Here is a 20,613-nt window from a genome sequence, read left to right as displayed (position 1 = left end):
ATCTGTTGAATAAAAGTTTCTGTTTCATCCGCTTAATCCCTGAGAAATATTTTTGCAAAATTATAGATTATTTTGTATAAAATAAAAAGGTTAAATAAACTATCTTTGCAAACTGAAATGAAAAAACTCGTCATTATCCCCACATACAACGAAAAGGAAAATATTGAAAATATTATTTCCGCGGTTTTTGCATTGGAGGACGACTTTCATATCTTAGTAGTGGATGATACTTCTCCGGATGGAACAGCAGAGGTTGTAAAAGAACTACAGAAGAAGCATCCACATTATCTACATCTGTCAATAAGACATGTGAAAGACGGTTTAGGAAAGGCATATATTCATGGATTTAAATGGGCCATTGAAAATAAATATGATTATATTTTTGAAATGGATGCCGATTTTTCCCATAATCCTAATGATCTTCCAAAACTGTTTGAAGCATGTATGAATGCTGATATGGCTATCGGTTCCCGTTACTCAAAAGGAGTGAATGTGGTCAACTGGCCCATGGGAAGAGTGTTGCTTTCTTATTTTGCATCAAAATACGTAAGATTTGTATTGGGTCTTCCAATTCATGATACTACAGCCGGATTTGTCTGTTTTTCAAGAAAAGTATTGGAAGAAATAGGATTGGATAATGTAAGACTGAAAGGGTATGGGTTTCAGATAGAAATGAAATTCAGAGCATTTAAGAAAGGTTTCAGAATTGTAGAAGTTCCTATTATATTTACCAACAGAATTTTAGGAGAAAGCAAAATGAACGGCGGAATTATTCATGAAGCTGTTTTTGGAGTATTAAACTTAAAGTGGAAATCAATCATCAACAGATTATGAAACTGATGAAAAAGCTGATCTTTATTTTCGTTTTGCTGGGCATGTTTTCGTGCAGCGACTATATTGATAAGCCTAAAAACCTGATCGATAAAGACGTCATGGCGGAAATTATCGCAGATCTTGCGATCAATGATCAGGCGATATTTGTATATCCTGATAAAAATATGGAAGCCGGCACAAGAGCCGTTCTGAAGTCACATAAAGTGAAATCTGATGACTTTGTAGAAAGTTTCAAATATTATGTAATCAAAGAAGAAATGGATGGGATTGCCAATGATGCGCAGCAAATACTGCTGAAAAAAGATCCCAAAGCAGATAAATACATAAAGGATAAACTGAAACAGAACGGAGTTGTAGTGCCTTTGGTAAGGTAAAATTGCGGCCGGAGTTTCTAACCTAAAGAAATCACTGACAAGAAGGTGAATTAAAAAAGTAGAGAGATGAAATTTTTTAATATAGAAAAAACCTCTGAAGGAAAAGCAAGAGCAGGGGAAATTACCACAGATCACGGGAAGATTCAAACTCCCATTTTTATGCCTGTGGGAACTGTAGCAAGTGTGAAAACAGTTCATCAGAGAGAATTAAAAGAAGACATTAAAGCACAGATTATTCTGGGAAATACTTACCACCTTTACCTTCGTCCGGGAATGGAGACGATGCAGGATGCAGGTGGTTTACATAAATTCATGAACTGGGATCTTCCTATTCTTACCGATTCAGGAGGCTTTCAGGTATTTTCACTGGCGAGTAACAGAAAAATGACGGAAGAAGGAGCGAGATTCAAATCTCATATCGACGGAAGTTATCATATGTTCTCTCCGGAAAGATCAATGGAGATTCAAAGACAGATCGGAGCTGATATTTTTATGGCTTTTGACGAGTGTACTCCTTACCCTTGTGACTACAACCAGGCAAAATCATCTATGGAGCTTACCCACCGTTGGCTGAAAAGATGTATTGAATGGACTAATGATAATCCTGAATTATACGGATACAAGCAAAGACTTTTCCCAATTGTTCAGGGATCTACATATTCTGACCTTAGAAAAATTTCTGCAGAAGTAATTTCTGAAGCAGGAGCCGAAGGAAATGCTATCGGAGGACTTTCCGTTGGAGAGCCTGAAGAAGAAATGTACAGAATTACGGATGAAGTGACAGACATCCTTCCGAAAGAAAAACCAAGATATCTGATGGGAGTAGGTACTCCGTGGAATATCCTTGAATCTATCGGGCTGGGAATTGACATGATGGATTGTGTAATGCCAACAAGAAATGCAAGAAATGCAATGCTTTTCACATGGCAGGGGGTGATGAACCTTAAAAATGAAAAATGGAAGCGTGACTTTTCGCCTTTGGATGAATTTGGAACCAGTTTTGTAGATCGTGAATATTCAAAAGCGTATCTTCGCCACTTGTTTGTATCTAAAGAATATCTGGCAAAACAGATTGCTTCGATTCATAATCTTGCATTCTACCTTGATTTAGTAAAAGTAGCCAGAGAACATATTATTGCAGGAGATTTCTATGAATGGAAAAACTCCGTAGTGCCGGTTCTTAGACAAAGACTATAAGAGATTATGCTTAAAATTGTAGACAAATATATCATTAAAAAATACCTCGGAACATTCAGTTTCATGTTGGTGTTATTGTCTATAGTCGTACTTGTAATTGATGTTCAGCAAAAGATTCCAAGGATAGAAAATGCTAAAGCTATTGATCCGAAATTGGATCTGATGTATTTCCTGGTACATTTTTATCCCTTCTGGATTATTAATCTTGTAGTGACCTTTCTTTCTATTCTGGTATTTATTTCGGTGATTTATTTTACCTCCAGAATGGCGAATAATACTGAAATTGTAGCCATTATCAGTAGTGGAGCAAGTTTTTACCGATTTTCAAAACCTTACCTGGTTACCTCCATATTTATTGGTTTAATTGCTCTTGTGGTCTATCATATGGTTCTTCCATGGGCCAATATCAAGAAAAATGAACTGGAAGCTTATACTTATAACGCGGCCAATAAAGAAAAGATCTTAGGAACAGCTCCGGCTTCTTCACAGCTGAGTAAAACAGAATATATCTTCGTAGATTCTTGGAACAAAAGAGAAAAACGAGGGTCAAGCTTTGTCTATCAGAAATATGATAAAGACAGAAAAATGATCTATGAGCTGAAGGCAAGTGAAGTATATTGGGATAAAACAAAAAAACAGTTTGTTTTAAATAACTATCTTGAAAAAACAATCAATAAAGACAATACCGAAAAGCTTGGTAACGGGATAGAACTAAGGAAAAATTACGGACATTCACCGGAAGAACTTTTCCCTAATGAGCTTTTGGGACAAAATAAAACCACCCCCGAACTCTTAAAATTTATTGAAAGAGAAAAGGCAAGAGGAAACAGTAACCTGAACTCTTATCTGAATGAACTTCATCAAAGAACATCAATGCCTGTTTCTATCATTATTCTGACATTCCTGGCGCTTTCACTGTCATCACAAAAGAAAAGGGGAGGATTGGGAATCAACCTGGCAATAGGGATCTCATTGGCCTTTATTTTTGTGTTTTCATTTGAAGCCCTGAAAGTGGTTTCAGAAAATAAAAGTTTGTCTCCCGCTGTAGCAATGTGGCTGCCCAATATGGTGTTTCTGCCGCTTACCCTTTATCTTTACATTAAAAGAGCCAATCAGTAAAGTAATTTTACTTCCTTGTGATAAAAGGAATGCATTCCGTCTTCCAGCTCGACCCAAAGTTCACCCTTTTCGTCAGCATTTCGGATGATGCCATTTTGTCGCTCTTTTTCAATTTCAAAGACAGAAATCTGATCTTTTCTGAAAAGGTTTGCATTAAACCCATCCAGAATTTCCTGATCAGAAGGGATATTTTTCAGCTTCTCGCACAAATATTCATGAAGGTTTAAAGAAACTTCTTCCAGATCAAATGGGATGGCTGTTTGTGTCAGGAGTGATCCAGCATTAGATATTTCATCAAATTTATCCTGAAGAATGTTGATTCCGGCTCCTATGATGAAATAATTATTTTGATTAATTTTTTTCTTTTCTATTAAAATTCCAACGATTTTTTTACCTTTAAGGATGATATCATTCGGCCATTTGATTTTCACCTCTGATTCAGACAATTTGGCAAGGAAATCACGGATAACCATTGCGGTATAATAATTGAATATAAAGTCAGAACACAAGATGTTCTGAGTGTTCACTGCCAGCGTGTAAGCCAGGTTTTTTCCGGCAGTTTGAGTCCAGACATTTCCATACTGACCACGGCCTTTAGTTTGATTAAAAGTATGCAGTCCGATAAAATCTGAATTTTCATAAAGTAAAAACTTTGATATTTCGTCATTAGTAGAAGAACATTCTTTCAGATAGAAGAGTTGGCTCATTTAAGAAAACTTTAAGACATTAAGAGGGTAAAAGTAAGGTTAAAGTAAAGAAAAAACAATAAATTTGCAGATTATAGTATTTTTTTAATGAATAAAACAGCAGAAAAACAAGCGTTAATAGATAAAATCGTTGAAGCTATCCAGGATGTAAAAGGAGAAGACATTATGATCTTCGATCTTTCCAACATTGAAAACTCCGTGGCAGAAACGTTCGTGATATGTAGTGGAAACTCAAATACACAAGTAGCTGCATTGGCAGGAAGTGTTGAGAAAAAAGTAAGAAACGAACTGCAGGACAGACCTTGGCATGTAGAAGGTACTGAAAATGCAATGTGGGTGCTGGTAGATTACGTTTCAGTGGTGGTTCACATATTTCAGAAACAGGTACGTGAGTACTATGATATAGAAGAGCTTTGGGGTGACGCAGTCATTACCAAAATTGAAAATGAATAATAAAAATTTTAAAAAGTCTAAATGAATAATAAAGGATTCAACTGGTTCTTTCCAATTGCAATCATAGCTCTTTTGCTCTTCTTTGGCTCCAATTTCCTTGGAGGTGATAGCGCAAAATCTATTGATGAAGATGGTTTCTTTAGAGAAATGCAGGCGGGGAAAGTCCAGAATATAATTATATACAAAGACATAGAGAAAGCTGATGTTTTCCTAACAAAAGAAGCAAAATCGGCAATGGTTTCCAAAGCCGGAAAAGAAAATAACCCTCTTTCTGCCTTCGAGATGGCTCCTAAAGCAGATTTTTCTGTAAAATATGGAGACCTTCAACTTTTCCTTCAGAAATTTGAACAGGTGAAAGCCAGCAATCCGGTTATTAAAACAACAAAAGATTACGGAACGGGCAAAAGCGCATTAATGGATATTTTAATTCCTGCGCTGGTTTGGATTTCGATTCTTGGATTATTCTACTTCCTTCTTTTCAGAAAGATGGGCGGTGGCGGAGGTCCTGGCGGACAAATCTTCTCTATCGGTAAATCTAAAGCGAAGCTTTTTGACGAAAAAGAAAGAATTCAGGTAACATTTAAAGATGTTGCAGGATTGGAAGGAGCTAAAGAAGAAGTTCAGGAAGTTGTGGATTTCTTGAAAAACTCAGAAAAATATACAAAACTGGGAGGTAAAATTCCTAAGGGTGTCCTTTTAGTAGGGCCTCCGGGAACTGGTAAAACGTTATTGGCAAAAGCCGTTGCAGGTGAAGCTAAAGTTCCGTTCTTCTCACTTTCAGGTTCTGACTTCGTTGAAATGTTTGTGGGGGTAGGTGCTTCCAGAGTAAGAGACCTTTTTGCTCAGGCTAAAGCAAAATCTCCGGCGATTATCTTTATTGACGAGATTGATGCTATCGGACGTGCAAGAGGAAAAAATAATTTCTCTGGCGGAAATGACGAAAGAGAAAATACATTGAACCAGCTTCTTACCGAAATGGACGGTTTCGGGACAGATGTCAATGTAATTGTAATGGCGGCTACCAACAGAGCGGATATTCTTGATAAAGCATTAATGAGAGCAGGTCGTTTTGACCGTTCAATTTATGTGGATCTTCCGGAACTTCATGAAAGAAGACAGATTTTTGACGTTCACTTGAAAAAAATCAAGCTTGATGATAATGTAGACAGAGATTTCTTAGCAAAACAAACTCCTGGATTCAGTGGGGCAGATATAGCTAATGTTTGTAATGAGGCAGCATTGATCGCGGCAAGATATAACCATACATCTGTTACAAAACAGGACTTCCTGGATGCAGTAGACAGAATCATCGGTGGACTTGAAAAGAAAAATATGGCAATCAAACCATCTGAAAAGAGAAGAGTTGCTTATCATGAGGCAGGTCACGCTACAATCTCCTGGTTGGTAGAACATGCATCACCACTTCTAAAAGTTACGATTGTTCCAAGAGGACGTTCTTTAGGGGCAGCATGGTATCTTCCGGAAGAAAGACAGCTTACCACTACAGAACAGATGCTGGACGAAATGTGTGCAACATTAGGAGGTAGAGCTGCAGAGCAGGTGATTTTCAACAATATCTCCACAGGTGCGCTTTCTGATCTTGAAACAGTAACGAAGAGAGCCCAGGCAATGGTGACAATCTACGGATTAAGCCCGAACATTGGTAATATTTCTTACTATGACAGCTCAGGACAGTCTGAATATTCTTTCGGAAAACCTTACTCTGAAGAAACCGCTACTAAAATTGATGCAGAAATAAAACTGATTATCGAAAATCAGTACGAAAGAGCAGTAAGAATTCTTGAAGAAAATAAAGATAAGCTGGATGCTCTTGCAAATAAATTGTTAGAAAAAGAAGTGATCTTCCGTGAAGACTTAGAAGAAATATTCGGAAAAAGAGCATGGGATCCTGAATTGACAGAGAAACCTGTTACCAATACTATTCCTGAAAAAGATCAGCCGGTAGTAGTGGAAACACCTCAGATCAAAGAAAAAGAAGAAGAAAGCGAAATACAGGCTCCAGAAAGCCCGACACAGCTTTAAGACTCTTAAAAAATATACCTTACAAAAACCTGACAACTCCAAAATTGTCAGGTTTTTTCATATTTAAGGAGATATTTTGAACTCTATTGTAATTTATTTTCTATTTTTGTATAAAGTTGACTAAAAATAGATTAAGTTGAATTTATTCAAGAGGATTGTAAGCAAACTTACCAACCAGCCTGAAGAAGAGGACAAACAGAGCCTGGAGAAGCTTGGGGATTCGCTGAAAAATGCGGATCTTGACTATAAGTTTGCGCAATTATTTACGCATTCGGGGGGATTTTTTAATTATTGTGCAGATGAAGCGGAGGCTCTACAAACTTTAAATCAAATTATCAAAATAGAAGGTATCCACAACCTTTTCTGTTGGGATAAAGAACTTCATAACTTTTTGAACGTTGTGAAAACTTCTTACACATCAGAACTGCAGCCGTCTAATGATGCCGCATTCATCACTTGTGAATACCTGATCGCCTATGATGGCAGAATCATGCTTTCGCATAATAATATTCTTCATTATCATTCTTCAAGACTTCCCGATAGAATTATCATCATTGCTAATGTTTCTCAGATTGTAAACAACCTGAATGATGCCATGGGAAAAATAAAAAGAAACGGAAATATCAAGAACCTTACTTCCATCAGTGGAAGCCAGTCAAAAATGGACAGTTCTTCCAATTCCAATACGAAACTGTTTTTATTGCTGCTTGAAGATTAAGCAACCACTTCTAAATTTTAAATTTTGGATAAAAATCTCATTCAAAGAACCGTATCAGGTATAGTTTATGTAGCCGTCATTATTCTTTGTTCGACTCCGCTGGGAGCGCAACTGTTGAACAGTATTGCCCCAGGCCTTATCAAACAACAGTATCTTTTTTATGGCTTAATGAGTCTGTTACTGATTGTGGGAACCTGGGAATGTGTTAAAATCATGAAGTTTGGTAATGGCTATGAAAAATGGGTGGTATATCCGTTGGTCATTTTTATATTTTATATTTTTTCCAAAAGATATTTCAACCACGATTTCTTTTTTGATTTCAGGCTCAGTGAAATATTAGCACTGGCCCTTATTGGTATTGCTGTAGTTACTTTATTCAAATATCCCAACGAATTATACTTCGACAGCGGAAAACTTATTTTTACAGTTATTTACGTAGCACTCCCATTCAGTTTTGCATTGGGACTGCCAAAGTTTTCCAGCTATAGTGATACTTTCTCATTGGAGGTTCTGTTCTTGTTTATCCTCATATGGAGTAGCGATACCTTCGCTTATCTTGTTGGAAAGTTTTTTGGTAAACATAAAATGGCTCCTAAAATTTCTCCTAAAAAAACATGGGAAGGATATGCTGGAGGTGTAGTATTAACATTGGTGTTATCCTATTTTGTTGAACATTACCAGCCTGAATTGAGAGGAAACTGGATGGTTGTAGGATTTTTGGTTGCAGCCTTTGCTCCGTTAGGGGATTTGGTAGAAAGCCAATTGAAAAGAAATTTCGGTGTGAAAGACAGTGGAAACATCATTCCGGGGCACGGAGGAGTTTTAGACAGACTGGATAGTTTTATTATCTGCGTTCCTGTCGTATATTTGTACTTTATTTTAGAAAAATTTATTTAGTCTCATGAAATTACATAGAGAATCAAAAGGAACAATTACCGTTGCGACCATACTTTTTATCATTTTGGGCGCTTTAGCAATTTATTTCCTTAAAATATGGTCCCTGTTGATCATTATGCCTTTGTTGGTTATTTACAGTTTAGTTTTCTGGTTTTTCAGAGTTCCGGATCGTAATATCCTTGATCACAAAGAAAACGTGATAGCTCCCGTGGACGGAAAAGTGGTAATGATCAAAGAAGTGGATGAAGATGAATTTATAAAAGGGAAAGCTATCCAGGTTTCTATTTTTATGTCTCCGCTGAATGTTCACATCTGTAGATATCCGGTTTCGGGTGAAGTGATTTACAAAAAGTACCACCCGGGAAAATATCTGGTAGCATGGCATGAAAAGTCTTCTACAGAGAACGAAAGAACCACTGTAGCCGTACAAACTATGACCAATCATAAAGTCGTTTTCAGACAGATTGCCGGATATGTGGCCAGAAGGATTGTTTTCTACTGTAATGAAGGCGATAAAGCAAAAGCCGGGCATGAGTTCGGATTTATTAAATTCGGTTCAAGAATGGATGTGTTCCTGCCTTTGGACACCGAAATTATCTGTAAGATCGGAGATATTACAAAAGGAGGTTTGGATGTTATTGCCAAGCTGAAAGAAAATTAAAAATTTTTATCGCATATAAACTGAAAAGAGAGCCTTCATAGCTCTCTTTTTTATTTGATGATTAGAAGAGTAATGTGCTTATTTGAGTTTATCTACGCATGAGTAATATTGCGTATCAGGGAAAGAATACTTTTTTATTTGTATTAATATTTTTGCTTGTTAAAAAACACAAGCTATATATACTTTTAAATGAAGAGGAACAAATAGACATTAATTTTTATAAAATGCTTTTTTATTTGATAATTTTAATGTTGGATTTTGTAAATTGTAACTGAAAAACACAAATCATATTCTTTTATCACTAAAAATTACAGACCTATATTTTTGTTTTGTGAGTTTTTATTTAAAAGCTGTTAATATTGGGAAATTTATGCTGTCAGTAGTACAAATACCAACTTGAGCTTGTGGAAACATAAAAAAACAACAAGATGATTTATAAGTTTTTCTTTAAGATGATCAATGATGAAACGGAGAAAATGGATGATGATTTTGAAAGTAACTATCTGAATCTTATTAACCGTTATCTGCTTTTACTGTTCTTTATATTCCTGTTTTATTCCGTTTTTATTATTACATTTTTCGGGGATATGCTGATATCAACATTTCTTACTGTTATTACCTTTTTCTGGCTGTTTTTAATGGCAATAAAAGGGAAAACAAAGCGATTCAGGAATGTGCTGAAAACTTCCATCATCTTTACATTTGTATTACTCACTTTTATAGTGAATTTTTTTAATATTTATACTTTCAAAAATGCGGGAGTAGAGTATTTTTATTTTTGCCTTTTATTTGCCGTTCCATTCTTTCTGAATTATAAAAAAGATGCTTTTGCTATCTTTTTCATTACGCTCATGATCAGCATTAATTTTATTGTATGTCTGTATTTTGATTTTGATTTTTTGCCCAAAAGCAGATTTATAGAAGCAGAGGATTTTAAAACAATAAAGCTGCTGAATATTTTATTTTCTATCGCCTCTTTTCTGATGGATATCGTTTTTATTACTCAGAAAGATGCCTTGATTCATGGGTTAATTTCTGATAAAAAAGAAAAAGACTCTACCATTAAAGATCTGGTAAAAACAAATACGGAACTGATGAAACATCAGATGCTTATCAATCATCTTTCAGAAGAAAATATTGAGGAGATTTTAAGTCTGGCAGAAAGTAATTCACCAATGTTTTTTGAAAAATTCCAGGTATTTTTCCCTCATTTTGTGCCGGATGTTTTAAAAATAAATCCTAACCTTATTCATTCAGAACTGTATTTCTGTGCATTGATGAAGCTTGATTTTGATACGAAGAAAATAGCTCAGTGTACTAATAACAGTATTCGGGCTGTGGAAAGTAAAAAATACAGGATCCGGAAAAAACTGAATATATCTTCTGAGATCAATATCAACAGCTTTTTGATTAAAATTTAAACAAAATTCCGATTTTTATTACTTATACGTAGTGTTGAGTACCGGTTGATGGTATTTTTTGTTTTTCTTGTCAATATTTTTACTTAAAAATATTGTGATGAATATTAAGAACATTCATATTGGAATCCTGATCAGATCCAAGGTAGAGGAACATCAGATTTCAATAGAAAGAATCTCCAGATTTTTAGACAGAGCAGAAAGTGATATCGAAATGATGTATCAGGCAAAAAGCATTGATACGGATATTCTGTTGAAATGGTGTAAGCTTTTAAAATTTGATTTCTTTAGATTTTATACAGGTCATCTGGTTTTGTATGCTCCCCAGTCAAGAATTGATAATGTGTTTAGAGAAAAGGAAAGCGCCATCGTTTTTAGAAAAAGTATCTATACTCAGGAGGTAAAGGATTTTATACTTGAAAAAATAGAGATGGGAACAATGACGGCTAATGATGCTGTTGAAAGATATAAGATTCCCAAAACAACCTTATACAAATGGATGAAAAAACGATAATATGATACCTGACTATAAACAGATTTATACCGATATTCTTAAAGAAAAGTTTCCCGAAAAGCTGATAGATACCACCATCAGGTTTAAGCTGGAAAGATTACATTCAGCGATTGATATTCTAAAGTTTAATCAATTGATTTTTGGTGAACCGGAATATGCGGTTGGATTCAATAACCAAAGACTCCGCTCTTATGATGAAGAATCTATTTTGGAAATTCTCAGATACCAGAAAAAAAACAGACTTACCAATTTTCAGCTCGGATGTCATTTTAAAATAAGCAGAAATACGATTGCCAAATGGAAAACTGTTTTTAAAATATGAAATGATATACTATTGCGTTTCATGTGGCTTAATTGAATTATTATTTTTAATAAATAACTGATAGTGGTTTGTATGTTTGATTGGCTATAATTTTTTGAATTTATTATTGAATTAAATTAAATAACTCACCTTTTTGTTTGTATTGATATATGATTGTAATCTGTTGTGATTTTGTGAGTTTTACTACGCGTGAGTAGTATTGCGTAGAGAGAATTAATTTGTAATTGTCTGTGAGTGATAATTTTGTGACGGTTAAATGACTTAGTTAAAAATTTTAATCATTAAACAATTATAACTTTAAAATGATGGAAACAAAATTTACAATTCCCCCAATCAAAGTCTTGCTGATAGCACTGCTCTTTACCTTTGGAAAATTTTATTCACAAGCCAATAATGGAGCTGTTGGAATTAACACTACAACCCCTAATGCCAATTCTGTTTTGGATGTCATCTCAGGAAACAATAACAAAGGAATATTGATTCCACGGCTTACAGAAGCACAACGAAATGCAATTGTAATCGATCAATCCAAAGATGATGGACTGACGATTTACAATACTACAGAAGATTGTTTTAATTACTGGAGCCTTGCAGATAATGAATGGAAAAGTGTTTGCGGACAGATGGGTAAATCTGTTTTTACAATAGATTGCTCCGCTTCCAAAGCAATGGGAAGCTATGTAAAAGGAAAAGAGCTTACCAATTCAAATTACCTGAGTATTGCTGTCAATGTTACAAAAGTAGGTAACTATACTATTTCCGGAACTACAACAAACGGATATAACTTTTACGGAACAGGAGTGTTTTTAAATACAGGAACGCAAACGATCCAGATTCCGGGACAGGGAATTCCTCTGAATATCCAGACAGACAATGTCTCCCTTGAGGCGAATGGAACTGCTGTTACCTGTACTCCGGCAATCTCTATTGCGGTATTGAGTCCTGCAGGAACATATACCATGAGCTGTGGAAGTGCAACAGTAAATGGAGTATATAAAGTAGGGACTGCCCTTACGGCATCAAATACAATTACTTTACCTGTGAATGTTTCAACATTGGGAAGTTACACCATTACAACCAACACTGTTGACGGAATTTCTTTCAGTGGGTCAGGAACATTTACTGCAACAGGAAATCAGAATATAACATTAGGCGGAACAGGAACGCCGTCTTCTACATCAGTAAAGACAATGACAATTACTTCTGACAGCCAGGGAGGGGTATCCACCACATGTACTGTAAATGTGATTGTAGTTGTTCCGAAGAAAAAACTTTTAACCATTGGAACGGCTCCAAATGGTTGTGGATATAATGTGTCAGGAACTTCTCCATCCGGAATGGTAACTAAAGCTGCCGCTAATTTTGGAACTCTGGCCAACAGCATCGTAAAATATGAAGGATGGGACCAGATTATAGACGGTACAGACAGTCCAAGCGCTGCACAGCTTACAACCTGGACAACCGGTGCTAATCCTGTAGATATTATTGTCATAGGATATGCATGGGGTATGAATGCTGCAGAAGCACAGGTATTAAAGAATTATCTGGCAAAAGGAGGGGTAATTGTTGCTTATTCTGAAAGTAACAGCGGAATGCAGAACCTTTTCAGAAATGTTTTTGACGGATCAGTAAACACTGGAAGTGTAAACAGTGCTGGGGCTATCTATAAACTGCCCATGACAAACGATGAAGTATTGAACGGTCCTTTTGGAGATATCAGAGGATTGCAATGGGGAGAAGATGCTTCTTCTACAACGTATGCAACAGGGCTTCCTACCAGTGAAATTACGGTATATTCAGGAGATACAAACATCTCTACAGCTTCACCATCAGGAACCGTAGGTCGTGTAACTGCATTTAAACACAATACGTTAAACTTCATCTGGGTAGGAGATGGTGGATTCAACTCTCAATGTGGATCAGTTACTTCCCCAAATACCTCAGATACGATATGCCCGTTCTATGCAGATGCTAATTATAAGCCAATTGCCAAACCAAATTATGGCAATGGAGCAGCTGCTTATGAAATGAATGTATATAACTCAATATTCTATGCAAACGCTCTTGCCTGGGCAATTAAAAAGGCAGAATTCAGTGGAATAAACACAAAATGATAAAGTTTTTTAAAGATGACTCCGGCACGATTATTCGTGCCGGAGTTTTTTATTTTATATACTTTTTAATCTCTTCTGTAAGGCTTAATATGAATTCTACAGGAAGATCTTCTTCAGGATCAATTAAGAAGATTTTAAACTTCTTTCTGCCATCCAGAATCAGCTCCGGATAATCCAGTTTGTCACCGTGGTAAAAGCTGATATAATGTTTCCTGTATTTTTTGCTGTAATAAAAATAACACAGCATTTTCTTTTTGTACTTGATAAATGGAAGCCCAAAACTGAATGTTTCTGTAATATTTTCGGGATCTGAAGCTAAGATACGATCACGTAAAAATAAAAGAGTACTTCTTTCAGGCTCTTCGATTCTGTAGAAATACTCTTGTATAGGGTTCATTTTACTTGAATTAAAATATTAGTCAAAGTTTTGAAGTTCAACCAGTTTATTATACATTCCTTTTTTAGCAATCAGGTCATGATGTGTTCCTTGTTCTACAATATCACCTTTCTCCATCACTACAATCCAGTCTGCTTTCTGAATGGTTGAAAGACGGTGGGCGATTACCAGAGAAGTTCTGTTTTCCATCATTTTCTCCAGTGCATCCTGTACAAATCTTTCAGATTCCGTATCCAGTGCAGAGGTTGCTTCATCCAGAATCATAATTGGCGGGTTTTTCAATACTGCTCTCGCAATAGAAACTCTCTGCTTTTGACCTCCGGAAAGTTTACCACCGTCATCTCCGATATTGGAATCATATCCTTCAGGAAGCCTTGTGATAAATGCGTCTGCATTGGCAATTTTTGCGGCAGCAATCACTTCTTCTCTTGTTGCATCAGGTTTACCCATCAGGATATTATTGTAAACGGAATCATTGAATAATACAGACTCCTGAGTTACCATACCCAAAAGCTTGCGGTATTCGTCTAATTTTAAATGTTTAATATTAGTTCCGTCAATCATGATGTCTCCTTCAGAAACATCATAGAATCGTGCTAAAAGATTGGCAATTGTTGTTTTACCACTTCCACTTTGCCCGACAAGAGCAACTGTTTTTCCTTTTGGAATAGAAAGTGAGAAGTTTTTAAGAATTGTATGGTCTTTATCGTAGTAAAAACCAATATTATTAAATTCGATAGAATGATTTAATGTTGAGATGGAAACAGGATTTGCTATTTCGTCAATTTTTACATCAGCATCTAGAATTGCTAAAACTCTTTCAAGAGAAGCTTCTCCCTTCTGTACATTTGAAATTGACTGAGACAAACTTTTTACAGGAGGTAAAATCTGGAAGAAAATTCCCAGAAAAACCAAGAAATCAGCCGGTGAAATACTTTGTTCAACAATAATTTGCTTTCCTCCGTACCAAGCGATAATTAAGAAAGTAACGGAACCTAAAAATTCGCTCATCGGAGATGCCAGTTCCTTTTTTCTTCCTAATCTTATGGAGCTGTTGATCCATTTCTGCATTGACTGCATAAAACGGTTGTCCATTATTTTTTCTGCACTGAAAATCTTAATCACCTTTGTAGACTTTAATGTTTCGTCTACGATTGAGAAGATAGTTCCCATTTCATTCTGAGCTTCGTGAGAGTCTTTTTTCAGGCTTTTTCCTATTAAAGCAATCATCGTTCCCATTACAGGTAATACCAGAAGTGAGAAAAGAGTCATCTCTGTACTTAAAAAGAAAAGTGTCACCAATGTGCTGATCAACATAAATGGTGCATTGATTAATTCAACCAAACTTCCCAAAATATTACCTTCAACTTCGCCCACGTCATTTGACATACGAGACATCAGATCCCCTTTTCTGCTTTCTGTAAAAAAGGAAACAGGTAAAGAAAGAATCTTTCTGTACATCGCTCCACGAAGGTCTTGCGTAACACCTACACGATAATTGATCAGTAAAAACGAACCTAAATATCTGAAAAGGTTTCTCAGTAAAAACATAAAAGCGGTTATCACGCAAAGCCAGGCCAAAACGTTAAGCGCTCCATGCTCAGTTACTAAACTCTGAACATAATAATTGGCGTACTCTTTTGCATAAGAGAAAAAATCTAAAATCTCTCCCGAATAAACAGGCGGATGACTGTATTTTTTAGCCTCAATGGTTCCGAAAAGCATTCCCAAAACCGGTAGAATAGTCCCTAAGGAAGCAATCTGAAATACAGAGTACATAAGGTTGAAAAACAAACTTCCGTAGATGTATTTTTGGTGAGGTCTTGCGAACTTCAGTATTTTAATATATTGGTTCATTCAATGAAAAAATTGGATAGCAAAATTACGTAAAATTAAAAGATAAGACGTTCTTAATCCTGTTTTACTTTAATGGATATGTTCCAAAAAATGTCTTTTTGTTACAACTCAGGGGTAATGTACTTTATTTTTTAATAAATAATTTATGTATTAAAAGATAAAAGGTTGTGGCTGTTTAATAAAAAAACCGCTTAAACAGCGGTTCTTTATATGATGTTTTAATTACAATTTCACCTGGTCATTATACTTCGGAGTAAAATTTTTAGGATTAAGTTTATCCAGAGTTTTTCCAAAGTTATTGATGATCTGTGTCATGTTATCAAAATCTACGATGTTGATATCATCATTTTCGTGGTGGTAATGAGAGGCTTTCGTCATGTCAACGGTAGAGAATGAATGGGCAATAATTTTCTTTTTTACAAAGCTGACATTGTCTGAACGATAGAAAAGTTGCTGTTTCGCATATGGATCTGGATTGAGTTTTAATCCGTTCACTGCATTTTTATTGAAAAGTTCATCAAGATCTGAAAATCCGTCTCCCGTCATATACAATGTATTTTTTCCCCATTGAGATTCTGTAGCTACCATTTCAAAATTGAAAAGAGCAGTCATCTTATTATAAATGTGATCCAGATTTTTATCCGTTGAAATCGCTCTCGAACCAAGCATTCCTTTCTCCTCTCCATTGAATGCCATGAAAACCATTGAGAATTCTGGCTTTTTATTTTTAAAATAATCGGCAATACCTACCAGAGTCGTGATTCCGCTGGCATCATCATCTGCTCCGTTATAAATGTTGTCACCACTTTTATCACTGGTTCCAATATGATCAAAATGCCCTGAAAAGCCAAGATACTGATCTGTTTTTCCTTTTTTTATACCGCAGACATTGTATACCGTTTTCCCATTATAATCAAATGGTACCAGATAAGATTTTCCTGTGCAGTATTCTAGATTATTTTCTTTGAAGAGTTTGGCAATGTAGTTGGCTGCATTTTCATTTTCCTGAGTTCCGATTTCACGGCCCTTCATTTCATCTGAGGCGAGAGTGGAAAGAACTGTTTTTACTCTTTCTTTGGAAACTTCCTGTGCAAAAGTAAATATAGAGAATAGTGATAAAGTAAGGTATGTTAGCTTTTTCATTTAACGTCTTTTATTAAGTTATATGATCTGTCGCAGTTCTGATCAAAAAGTTGCAATGAATTTACATAAATTAATTGATGTGATGATACAGACTATATAAATAGACAAATAAAAAACAGCTCCATAAAAGAAGCTGTTCTCACTCAAAAAATCGTTGTAAGGCTATCGAAGTCTGTCTACAGATTTTACGAGCCTCTCATCTTTGCGGATGTAAACGTTTGCAATAAGCAGACATATTACCGCAATTAATGGGAAAATCGGCTCAATACCCTTCTCAGGAAACTGAATTCCTCCGGATAAGTTTAGTAACCAGTACGCCAATACACCAATCAACAAAACGTTTATAATGATGCTGATGGTATTCAGCAAAATTTGTCTTTTTCTGTTTTTGAAACTAAAAATACTTAATGCTCCAATGATTACAAGTACTATACTGCCAATATTAAGTAAAGGAATACTGTCGGAAATGACAACATCCTGTCCTGTTATAAAAAGGAAAACAGCAGCTAAAACTGCCAATAACGTCCATATAGTTTGTATTCTCTGTAGCATTGAATATTAAATTCTTGGCAAAAATAACATAAATTTTGCACAATTCAAAAATAAGTGTAGATTTGCATTATACAATGTACTTGAAAACAAAAGTCACCGGACTTACTTTTCTTACTCACAATTAATTACATTTTTACATAAATATGTTTAACATAGAAACGTTAAGGTCAAAATCCGTAACGGAACTGACTAAAATCTTAAAAGATTTGGGCGTTAAAGTTGCAAGAACCAGCAATGAAAATGACAAGATCTTTGCTATTCTTGACTTTCAGGCTTCTAACCCTAAAGTTGCAAAAGATTATTTCAACGCCACAGAAACTACCAGTATAACTACTGAAGAGGCCCCAGCAGATAAACCTGCCAAAGCCCCGGTAAGAAAAGCTGCTCCGAAAAAAACGGCAGCAAAACCAAAAGCAAATACGAAAGCTCCGGAAGAACCTAAGATAGAGGAAAAAGTAGAAGAAAAGGCACCGGCTCCTGAAGAAATAAAACAGGAAGAACCTAAAGCAGAAGTATCAGTAGCGGCCACCACAGAAGATGTATCAGCCGCAGCTCAAGCTAAAAAGAAAAGAAAAAGAGTTTCTACCAATACTGGTAACGCAGAAGTATCTCAGGAAAAAACAGAAGCTCCAAAAAACACAGAATCTCAAGAGCCTGCTCAGGCTGAAGAAAAGCCGAATAACCCTCCTCAACAACAGGCTAACAGACCTCAAAAAGGACACAATCATCCACAGAACAGTGGAAACCAACATAAAAACCAAAATCAAAACCAAAACCAACACCAGCAGCATCAAAACCAAAATCAGAACAGACATTCTGAAAAGGCAGAGGAGCAGCATGACCATAAAAAAGAATTTAATTTCGATGGATTGGTAAGTATTGAAGGTGTTTTGGAAATTTTACCGGATAACTACGGATTTTTACGTTCGTCAGATTTCAGTTATATCTCTTCTCCAGATGATGTGTATGTATCTACAGCACAGATTAGGAATTATGGTTTAAAAACCGGAGATACTGTAAAAGGAATTGTAAGACTTCCAAAAGAAGGGGAGAAATATTTTTCACTATTAAAGCCTACAGAAGTTAACGGACGTGACCTTGCATTTATCAAAGACCGTGTTGCTTTTGAATACCTTACTCCGCTTTTCCCTGAAGAAAAATTTAATTTAGCAGGAAGCAACTCCACGATTTCGACAAGAATTGTAGATTTATTTGCTCCTATCGGAAAAGGTCAGAGAGCAATGATCGTTGCACAACCTAAAACAGGTAAGACGATGTTGCTTAAAGATATTGCTAATTCTATTGCAGCTAACCACCCGGAAGTATACATGATGGTTCTTCTGATTGACGAACGTCCGGAAGAGGTTACTGATATGGAAAGAAGTGTAAATGCAGAAGTTATTGCTTCTACATTTGACGAGGCAGCTGAAAAACATGTGAAAGTAGCTAACCTTGTTCTTGCGAAAGCACAGAGAATGGTTGAGTGCGGACATGATGTTGTCATCTTACTGGATTCAATTACGAGATTAGCAAGAGCATACAACACCGTTACTCCTGCGTCAGGTAAAGTTCTTTCCGGTGGGGTAGATGCCAATGCTCTTCACAAGCCAAAAAGATTCTTTGGAGCAGCAAGAAAAATTGAAGGGGGAGGATCTCTGACAATTATTGCAACTGCACTTATTGATACAGGTTCTAAAATGGATGAAGTAATCTTTGAAGAATTTAAAGGTACTGGTAACATGGAGCTTCAGCTAGACAGAAAAATTGCTAACAGAAGAATTTATCCTGCGATCGACTTAATTTCTTCAAGCACACGTAGAGATGATCTGCTTCTTGATGAAGTAACTTCTCAGAGAATGTGGATCTTCAGAAAATACCTTTCTGAAATGAACCCTGTAGAAGCTATGGAATTTGTAAATAAGAACATCAAAGGAACTCTGAATAATGAAGAATTCCTGATGTCTATGAATAAATAAATTTAATTTAATATTGTTAAATGGAAAGCACGGACCACTTGGTTCGTGCTTTTTGTTGGTTGTAAATAAAAAAAATTAAAACTTAATTCATTCTAAATCAATGTATCAATGTTAAAGATTTATTAAAGTAATCTTCAATCCTTGATAATCCCTTAAATATTGGCTAATTTTGGAATATAACATTAAAAATAAAGATTATGTCATTTGAATTACCACAATTAGGATATGCATATGATGCATTAGAGCCAACTATTGATGCAAGAACTATGGAAATCCACCATACAAAACACCACCAGGCATACATTGACAATTTAAATAAAGCAATTGAAGGAACTGATCTAGCAGGAAAAACTATCGAAGAAATCTGCCAGACAGGAACTGATAAACCAGCAGTAAGAAACAATGGAGGAGGTCACTTCAACCACTCTTTATTCTGGGTAATTTTAACTCCAGGAGGAAGCAAAGAACCTGTAGGAAATGTAAAAGCTGCTATCGAAAACTATGGAGGTCTTGAGAAATTCAAAGCTGACTTTTCTGATGCTGCTAAAACAAGATTCGGTTCAGGATGGGCTTGGTTGGTAAAAAATGCTGACGGTTCTGTATCTGTTTCTTCTACACCAAACCAGGACAACCCATTAATGCCTGTAGCAGACGTTAAAGGAACTCCGGTTTTAGGATTGGATGTTTGGGAGCATGCTTACTATTTAAACTACCAAAACAGAAGACCTGACTATGTTTCTGCATTCTTCGATGTTGTAAACTGGGATAAAGTAGAGGAATTATTCAATAAATAATTTTCAGGCTATTATAAAAATGAAAAGGTTCAGAATTTCTGAACCTTTTTTTATTGAGTGTAGTTGTAAACTACCTTATGGCATCGCTTCCGGATAAACCGTTCAGTCTTAATTTGTATTTCCAGTTTACATACACAAAAACCTGATATAATTTATACTCAAACTTGATCCCGTAATTTTCCTGAGGATCATAATCTATCCCGGATTCTATGATATTTCTATACCTGCCGGAATTATAGTAACTGTTCCATTCGTTGACCAAAAATGTGTTTTTTGTTTTCAGATAAGATTCTGTATACTGGCTGATAGGTTTGGCAACAGCATTCAAAAAATAATCGAATTGTGTATCAATGACTGTCAGCTCCCATTCTCCGTCTTCATTTTTAGAAGGCTTCATTTCATGTTGTTCTTTATCTTTCTTTGCTTTTTCCTGAGAAAAGCAGCTGAAAGGAATCAATGCAATCATTACTAATAAAACAATATTTTTCATGATATAGGTATTTACATAAAAAAAGCACTCCAA

Annotated in this window: 21 protein-coding genes; 15 read left to right on the top strand and 6 right to left on the bottom strand. The window is 35.7% G+C overall.

Features of this window, described 5'->3' with window-relative positions:
• Nucleotides 1–117: 117 nt before the first annotated feature.
• The 4 genes from FW780_RS13405 (at nt 118) to FW780_RS13390 (ending at nt 3,524) form a co-directional block, all read left to right on the top strand.
• The gene (locus tag FW780_RS13405) at nt 118–834 is read left to right on the top strand and encodes a polyprenol monophosphomannose synthase (protein WP_047422245.1); all 717 of its coding nucleotides are present in this window, start codon (nt 118–120) and stop codon (nt 832–834) included.
• Nucleotides 807–1,208 (top strand): DUF4296 domain-containing protein, encoded by a 402-nt coding sequence (locus FW780_RS13400; protein WP_149834051.1) that lies wholly within the window; start codon nt 807–809, stop codon nt 1,206–1,208. Before FW780_RS13405 ends, FW780_RS13400 begins: the two co-directional genes overlap by 28 nt.
• Nucleotides 1,209–1,274: 66 nt before the next feature.
• Nucleotides 1,275–2,405 (top strand): tRNA guanosine(34) transglycosylase Tgt, encoded by a 1,131-nt coding sequence (tgt, locus tag FW780_RS13395; protein WP_047380269.1) that lies wholly within the window; start codon nt 1,275–1,277, stop codon nt 2,403–2,405.
• A 6-nt stretch (nt 2,406–2,411) separates the two neighbouring features.
• Entirely contained in the window at nt 2,412–3,524 is a 1,113-nt protein-coding gene (locus tag FW780_RS13390; RefSeq protein WP_149834050.1) for an LptF/LptG family permease, read from the top strand.
• Here the strand turns inward: FW780_RS13390 and FW780_RS13385 are convergent.
• The gene (locus FW780_RS13385) at nt 3,518–4,231 is read right to left on the bottom strand and encodes a biotin--[acetyl-CoA-carboxylase] ligase (protein ID WP_149834049.1); all 714 of its coding nucleotides are present in this window, start codon (nt 4,229–4,231) and stop codon (nt 3,518–3,520) included. The genes FW780_RS13390 and FW780_RS13385 overlap by 7 nt on opposite strands.
• Nucleotides 4,232–4,318: 87 nt before the next feature.
• Here FW780_RS13385 and rsfS point away from each other — a divergent pair, with 87 nt between their 5' ends.
• The 9 genes from rsfS to FW780_RS13340 all read left to right on the top strand — a co-directional run bounded on the left by rsfS (nt 4,319) and on the right by FW780_RS13340 (nt 13,371).
• Nucleotides 4,319–4,684, top strand: a complete 366-nt coding sequence (gene rsfS / locus FW780_RS13380; protein ID WP_047376360.1) for a ribosome silencing factor — start codon at nt 4,319–4,321, stop codon at nt 4,682–4,684.
• Nucleotides 4,685–4,705: 21 nt separating this feature from the next.
• On the top strand, nt 4,706–6,727 hold the full coding sequence (gene ftsH, locus FW780_RS13375; protein WP_149834048.1) for an ATP-dependent zinc metalloprotease FtsH: 2,022 nt from the start codon (nt 4,706–4,708) through the stop codon (nt 6,725–6,727).
• Between the two features lie 136 nt (nt 6,728–6,863).
• Nucleotides 6,864–7,445 carry an LUD domain-containing protein gene (locus FW780_RS13370; RefSeq protein WP_047422252.1) on the top strand — a complete coding sequence of 194 codons (582 nt, stop codon included), beginning with the start codon at nt 6,864–6,866 and terminating at the stop codon, nt 7,443–7,445.
• Nucleotides 7,446–7,469: 24 nt separating this feature from the next.
• On the top strand, nt 7,470–8,342 hold the full coding sequence (locus FW780_RS13365; protein WP_149834047.1) for a phosphatidate cytidylyltransferase: 873 nt from the start codon (nt 7,470–7,472) through the stop codon (nt 8,340–8,342).
• A 4-nt stretch (nt 8,343–8,346) separates the two neighbouring features.
• Entirely contained in the window at nt 8,347–9,003 is a 657-nt protein-coding gene (locus tag FW780_RS13360; protein WP_149834046.1) for a phosphatidylserine decarboxylase family protein, read from the top strand.
• Nucleotides 9,004–9,431: 428 nt separating this feature from the next.
• Nucleotides 9,432–10,424, top strand: a complete 993-nt coding sequence (locus tag FW780_RS13355) for a helix-turn-helix transcriptional regulator (protein WP_149834045.1) — start codon at nt 9,432–9,434, stop codon at nt 10,422–10,424.
• A 97-nt stretch (nt 10,425–10,521) separates the two neighbouring features.
• Nucleotides 10,522–10,935 carry a transposase gene (locus tag FW780_RS13350; protein WP_149834044.1) on the top strand — a complete coding sequence of 138 codons (414 nt, stop codon included), beginning with the start codon at nt 10,522–10,524 and terminating at the stop codon, nt 10,933–10,935.
• 1 nt (nt 10,936) lies between these two features.
• On the top strand, nt 10,937–11,257 hold the full coding sequence (locus tag FW780_RS13345) for a helix-turn-helix domain-containing protein (protein WP_149834043.1): 321 nt from the start codon (nt 10,937–10,939) through the stop codon (nt 11,255–11,257).
• A gap of 302 nt (nt 11,258–11,559) precedes the next feature.
• Nucleotides 11,560–13,371, top strand: a complete 1,812-nt coding sequence (locus tag FW780_RS13340) for an autotransporter outer membrane beta-barrel domain-containing protein (protein WP_149834042.1) — start codon at nt 11,560–11,562, stop codon at nt 13,369–13,371.
• A gap of 49 nt (nt 13,372–13,420) precedes the next feature.
• Here FW780_RS13340 and FW780_RS13335 read toward each other — a convergent pair whose 3' ends face one another.
• The 4 genes from FW780_RS13335 to FW780_RS13320 form a co-directional block, all read right to left on the bottom strand.
• Nucleotides 13,421–13,768 carry a DUF1801 domain-containing protein gene (locus FW780_RS13335; RefSeq protein WP_149834041.1) on the bottom strand — a complete coding sequence of 116 codons (348 nt, stop codon included), beginning with the start codon at nt 13,766–13,768 and terminating at the stop codon, nt 13,421–13,423.
• 18 nt (nt 13,769–13,786) lie between these two features.
• Nucleotides 13,787–15,625 (bottom strand): ABC transporter ATP-binding protein, encoded by a 1,839-nt coding sequence (locus tag FW780_RS13330; protein WP_149834040.1) that lies wholly within the window; start codon nt 15,623–15,625, stop codon nt 13,787–13,789.
• A gap of 222 nt (nt 15,626–15,847) precedes the next feature.
• Entirely contained in the window at nt 15,848–16,768 is a 921-nt protein-coding gene (locus tag FW780_RS13325) for a M28 family peptidase (RefSeq protein ID WP_149834039.1), read from the bottom strand.
• Between the two features lie 162 nt (nt 16,769–16,930).
• The gene (locus FW780_RS13320; RefSeq protein WP_149834038.1) at nt 16,931–17,320 is read right to left on the bottom strand and encodes a DUF4293 domain-containing protein; all 390 of its coding nucleotides are present in this window, start codon (nt 17,318–17,320) and stop codon (nt 16,931–16,933) included.
• Nucleotides 17,321–17,463: 143 nt separating this feature from the next.
• Here FW780_RS13320 and rho point away from each other — a divergent pair, with 143 nt between their 5' ends.
• Together rho and FW780_RS13310 are read left to right on the top strand one after the other, a co-directional pair.
• Nucleotides 17,464–19,296: a transcription termination factor Rho gene (gene rho / locus FW780_RS13315; protein ID WP_149834037.1), complete on the top strand. Its 1,833-nt coding sequence runs from the start codon at nt 17,464–17,466 to the stop codon at nt 19,294–19,296.
• 197 nt (nt 19,297–19,493) lie between these two features.
• On the top strand, nt 19,494–20,090 hold the full coding sequence (locus tag FW780_RS13310; RefSeq protein ID WP_149834036.1) for a superoxide dismutase: 597 nt from the start codon (nt 19,494–19,496) through the stop codon (nt 20,088–20,090).
• 70 nt (nt 20,091–20,160) lie between these two features.
• Here FW780_RS13310 and FW780_RS13305 read toward each other — a convergent pair whose 3' ends face one another.
• Nucleotides 20,161–20,580: a DUF6146 family protein gene (locus FW780_RS13305; RefSeq protein WP_149834035.1), complete on the bottom strand. Its 420-nt coding sequence runs from the start codon at nt 20,578–20,580 to the stop codon at nt 20,161–20,163.
• Nucleotides 20,581–20,613: the final 33 nt, after the last annotated feature.

Origin of the sequence: Chryseobacterium sediminis, assembly GCF_008386505.1 — a bacterium.
In the GTDB taxonomy this organism is placed as follows: domain Bacteria; phylum Bacteroidota; class Bacteroidia; order Flavobacteriales; family Weeksellaceae; genus Chryseobacterium; species Chryseobacterium sediminis.
This window is presented reverse-complemented; position numbering and strand designations above follow the sequence as displayed.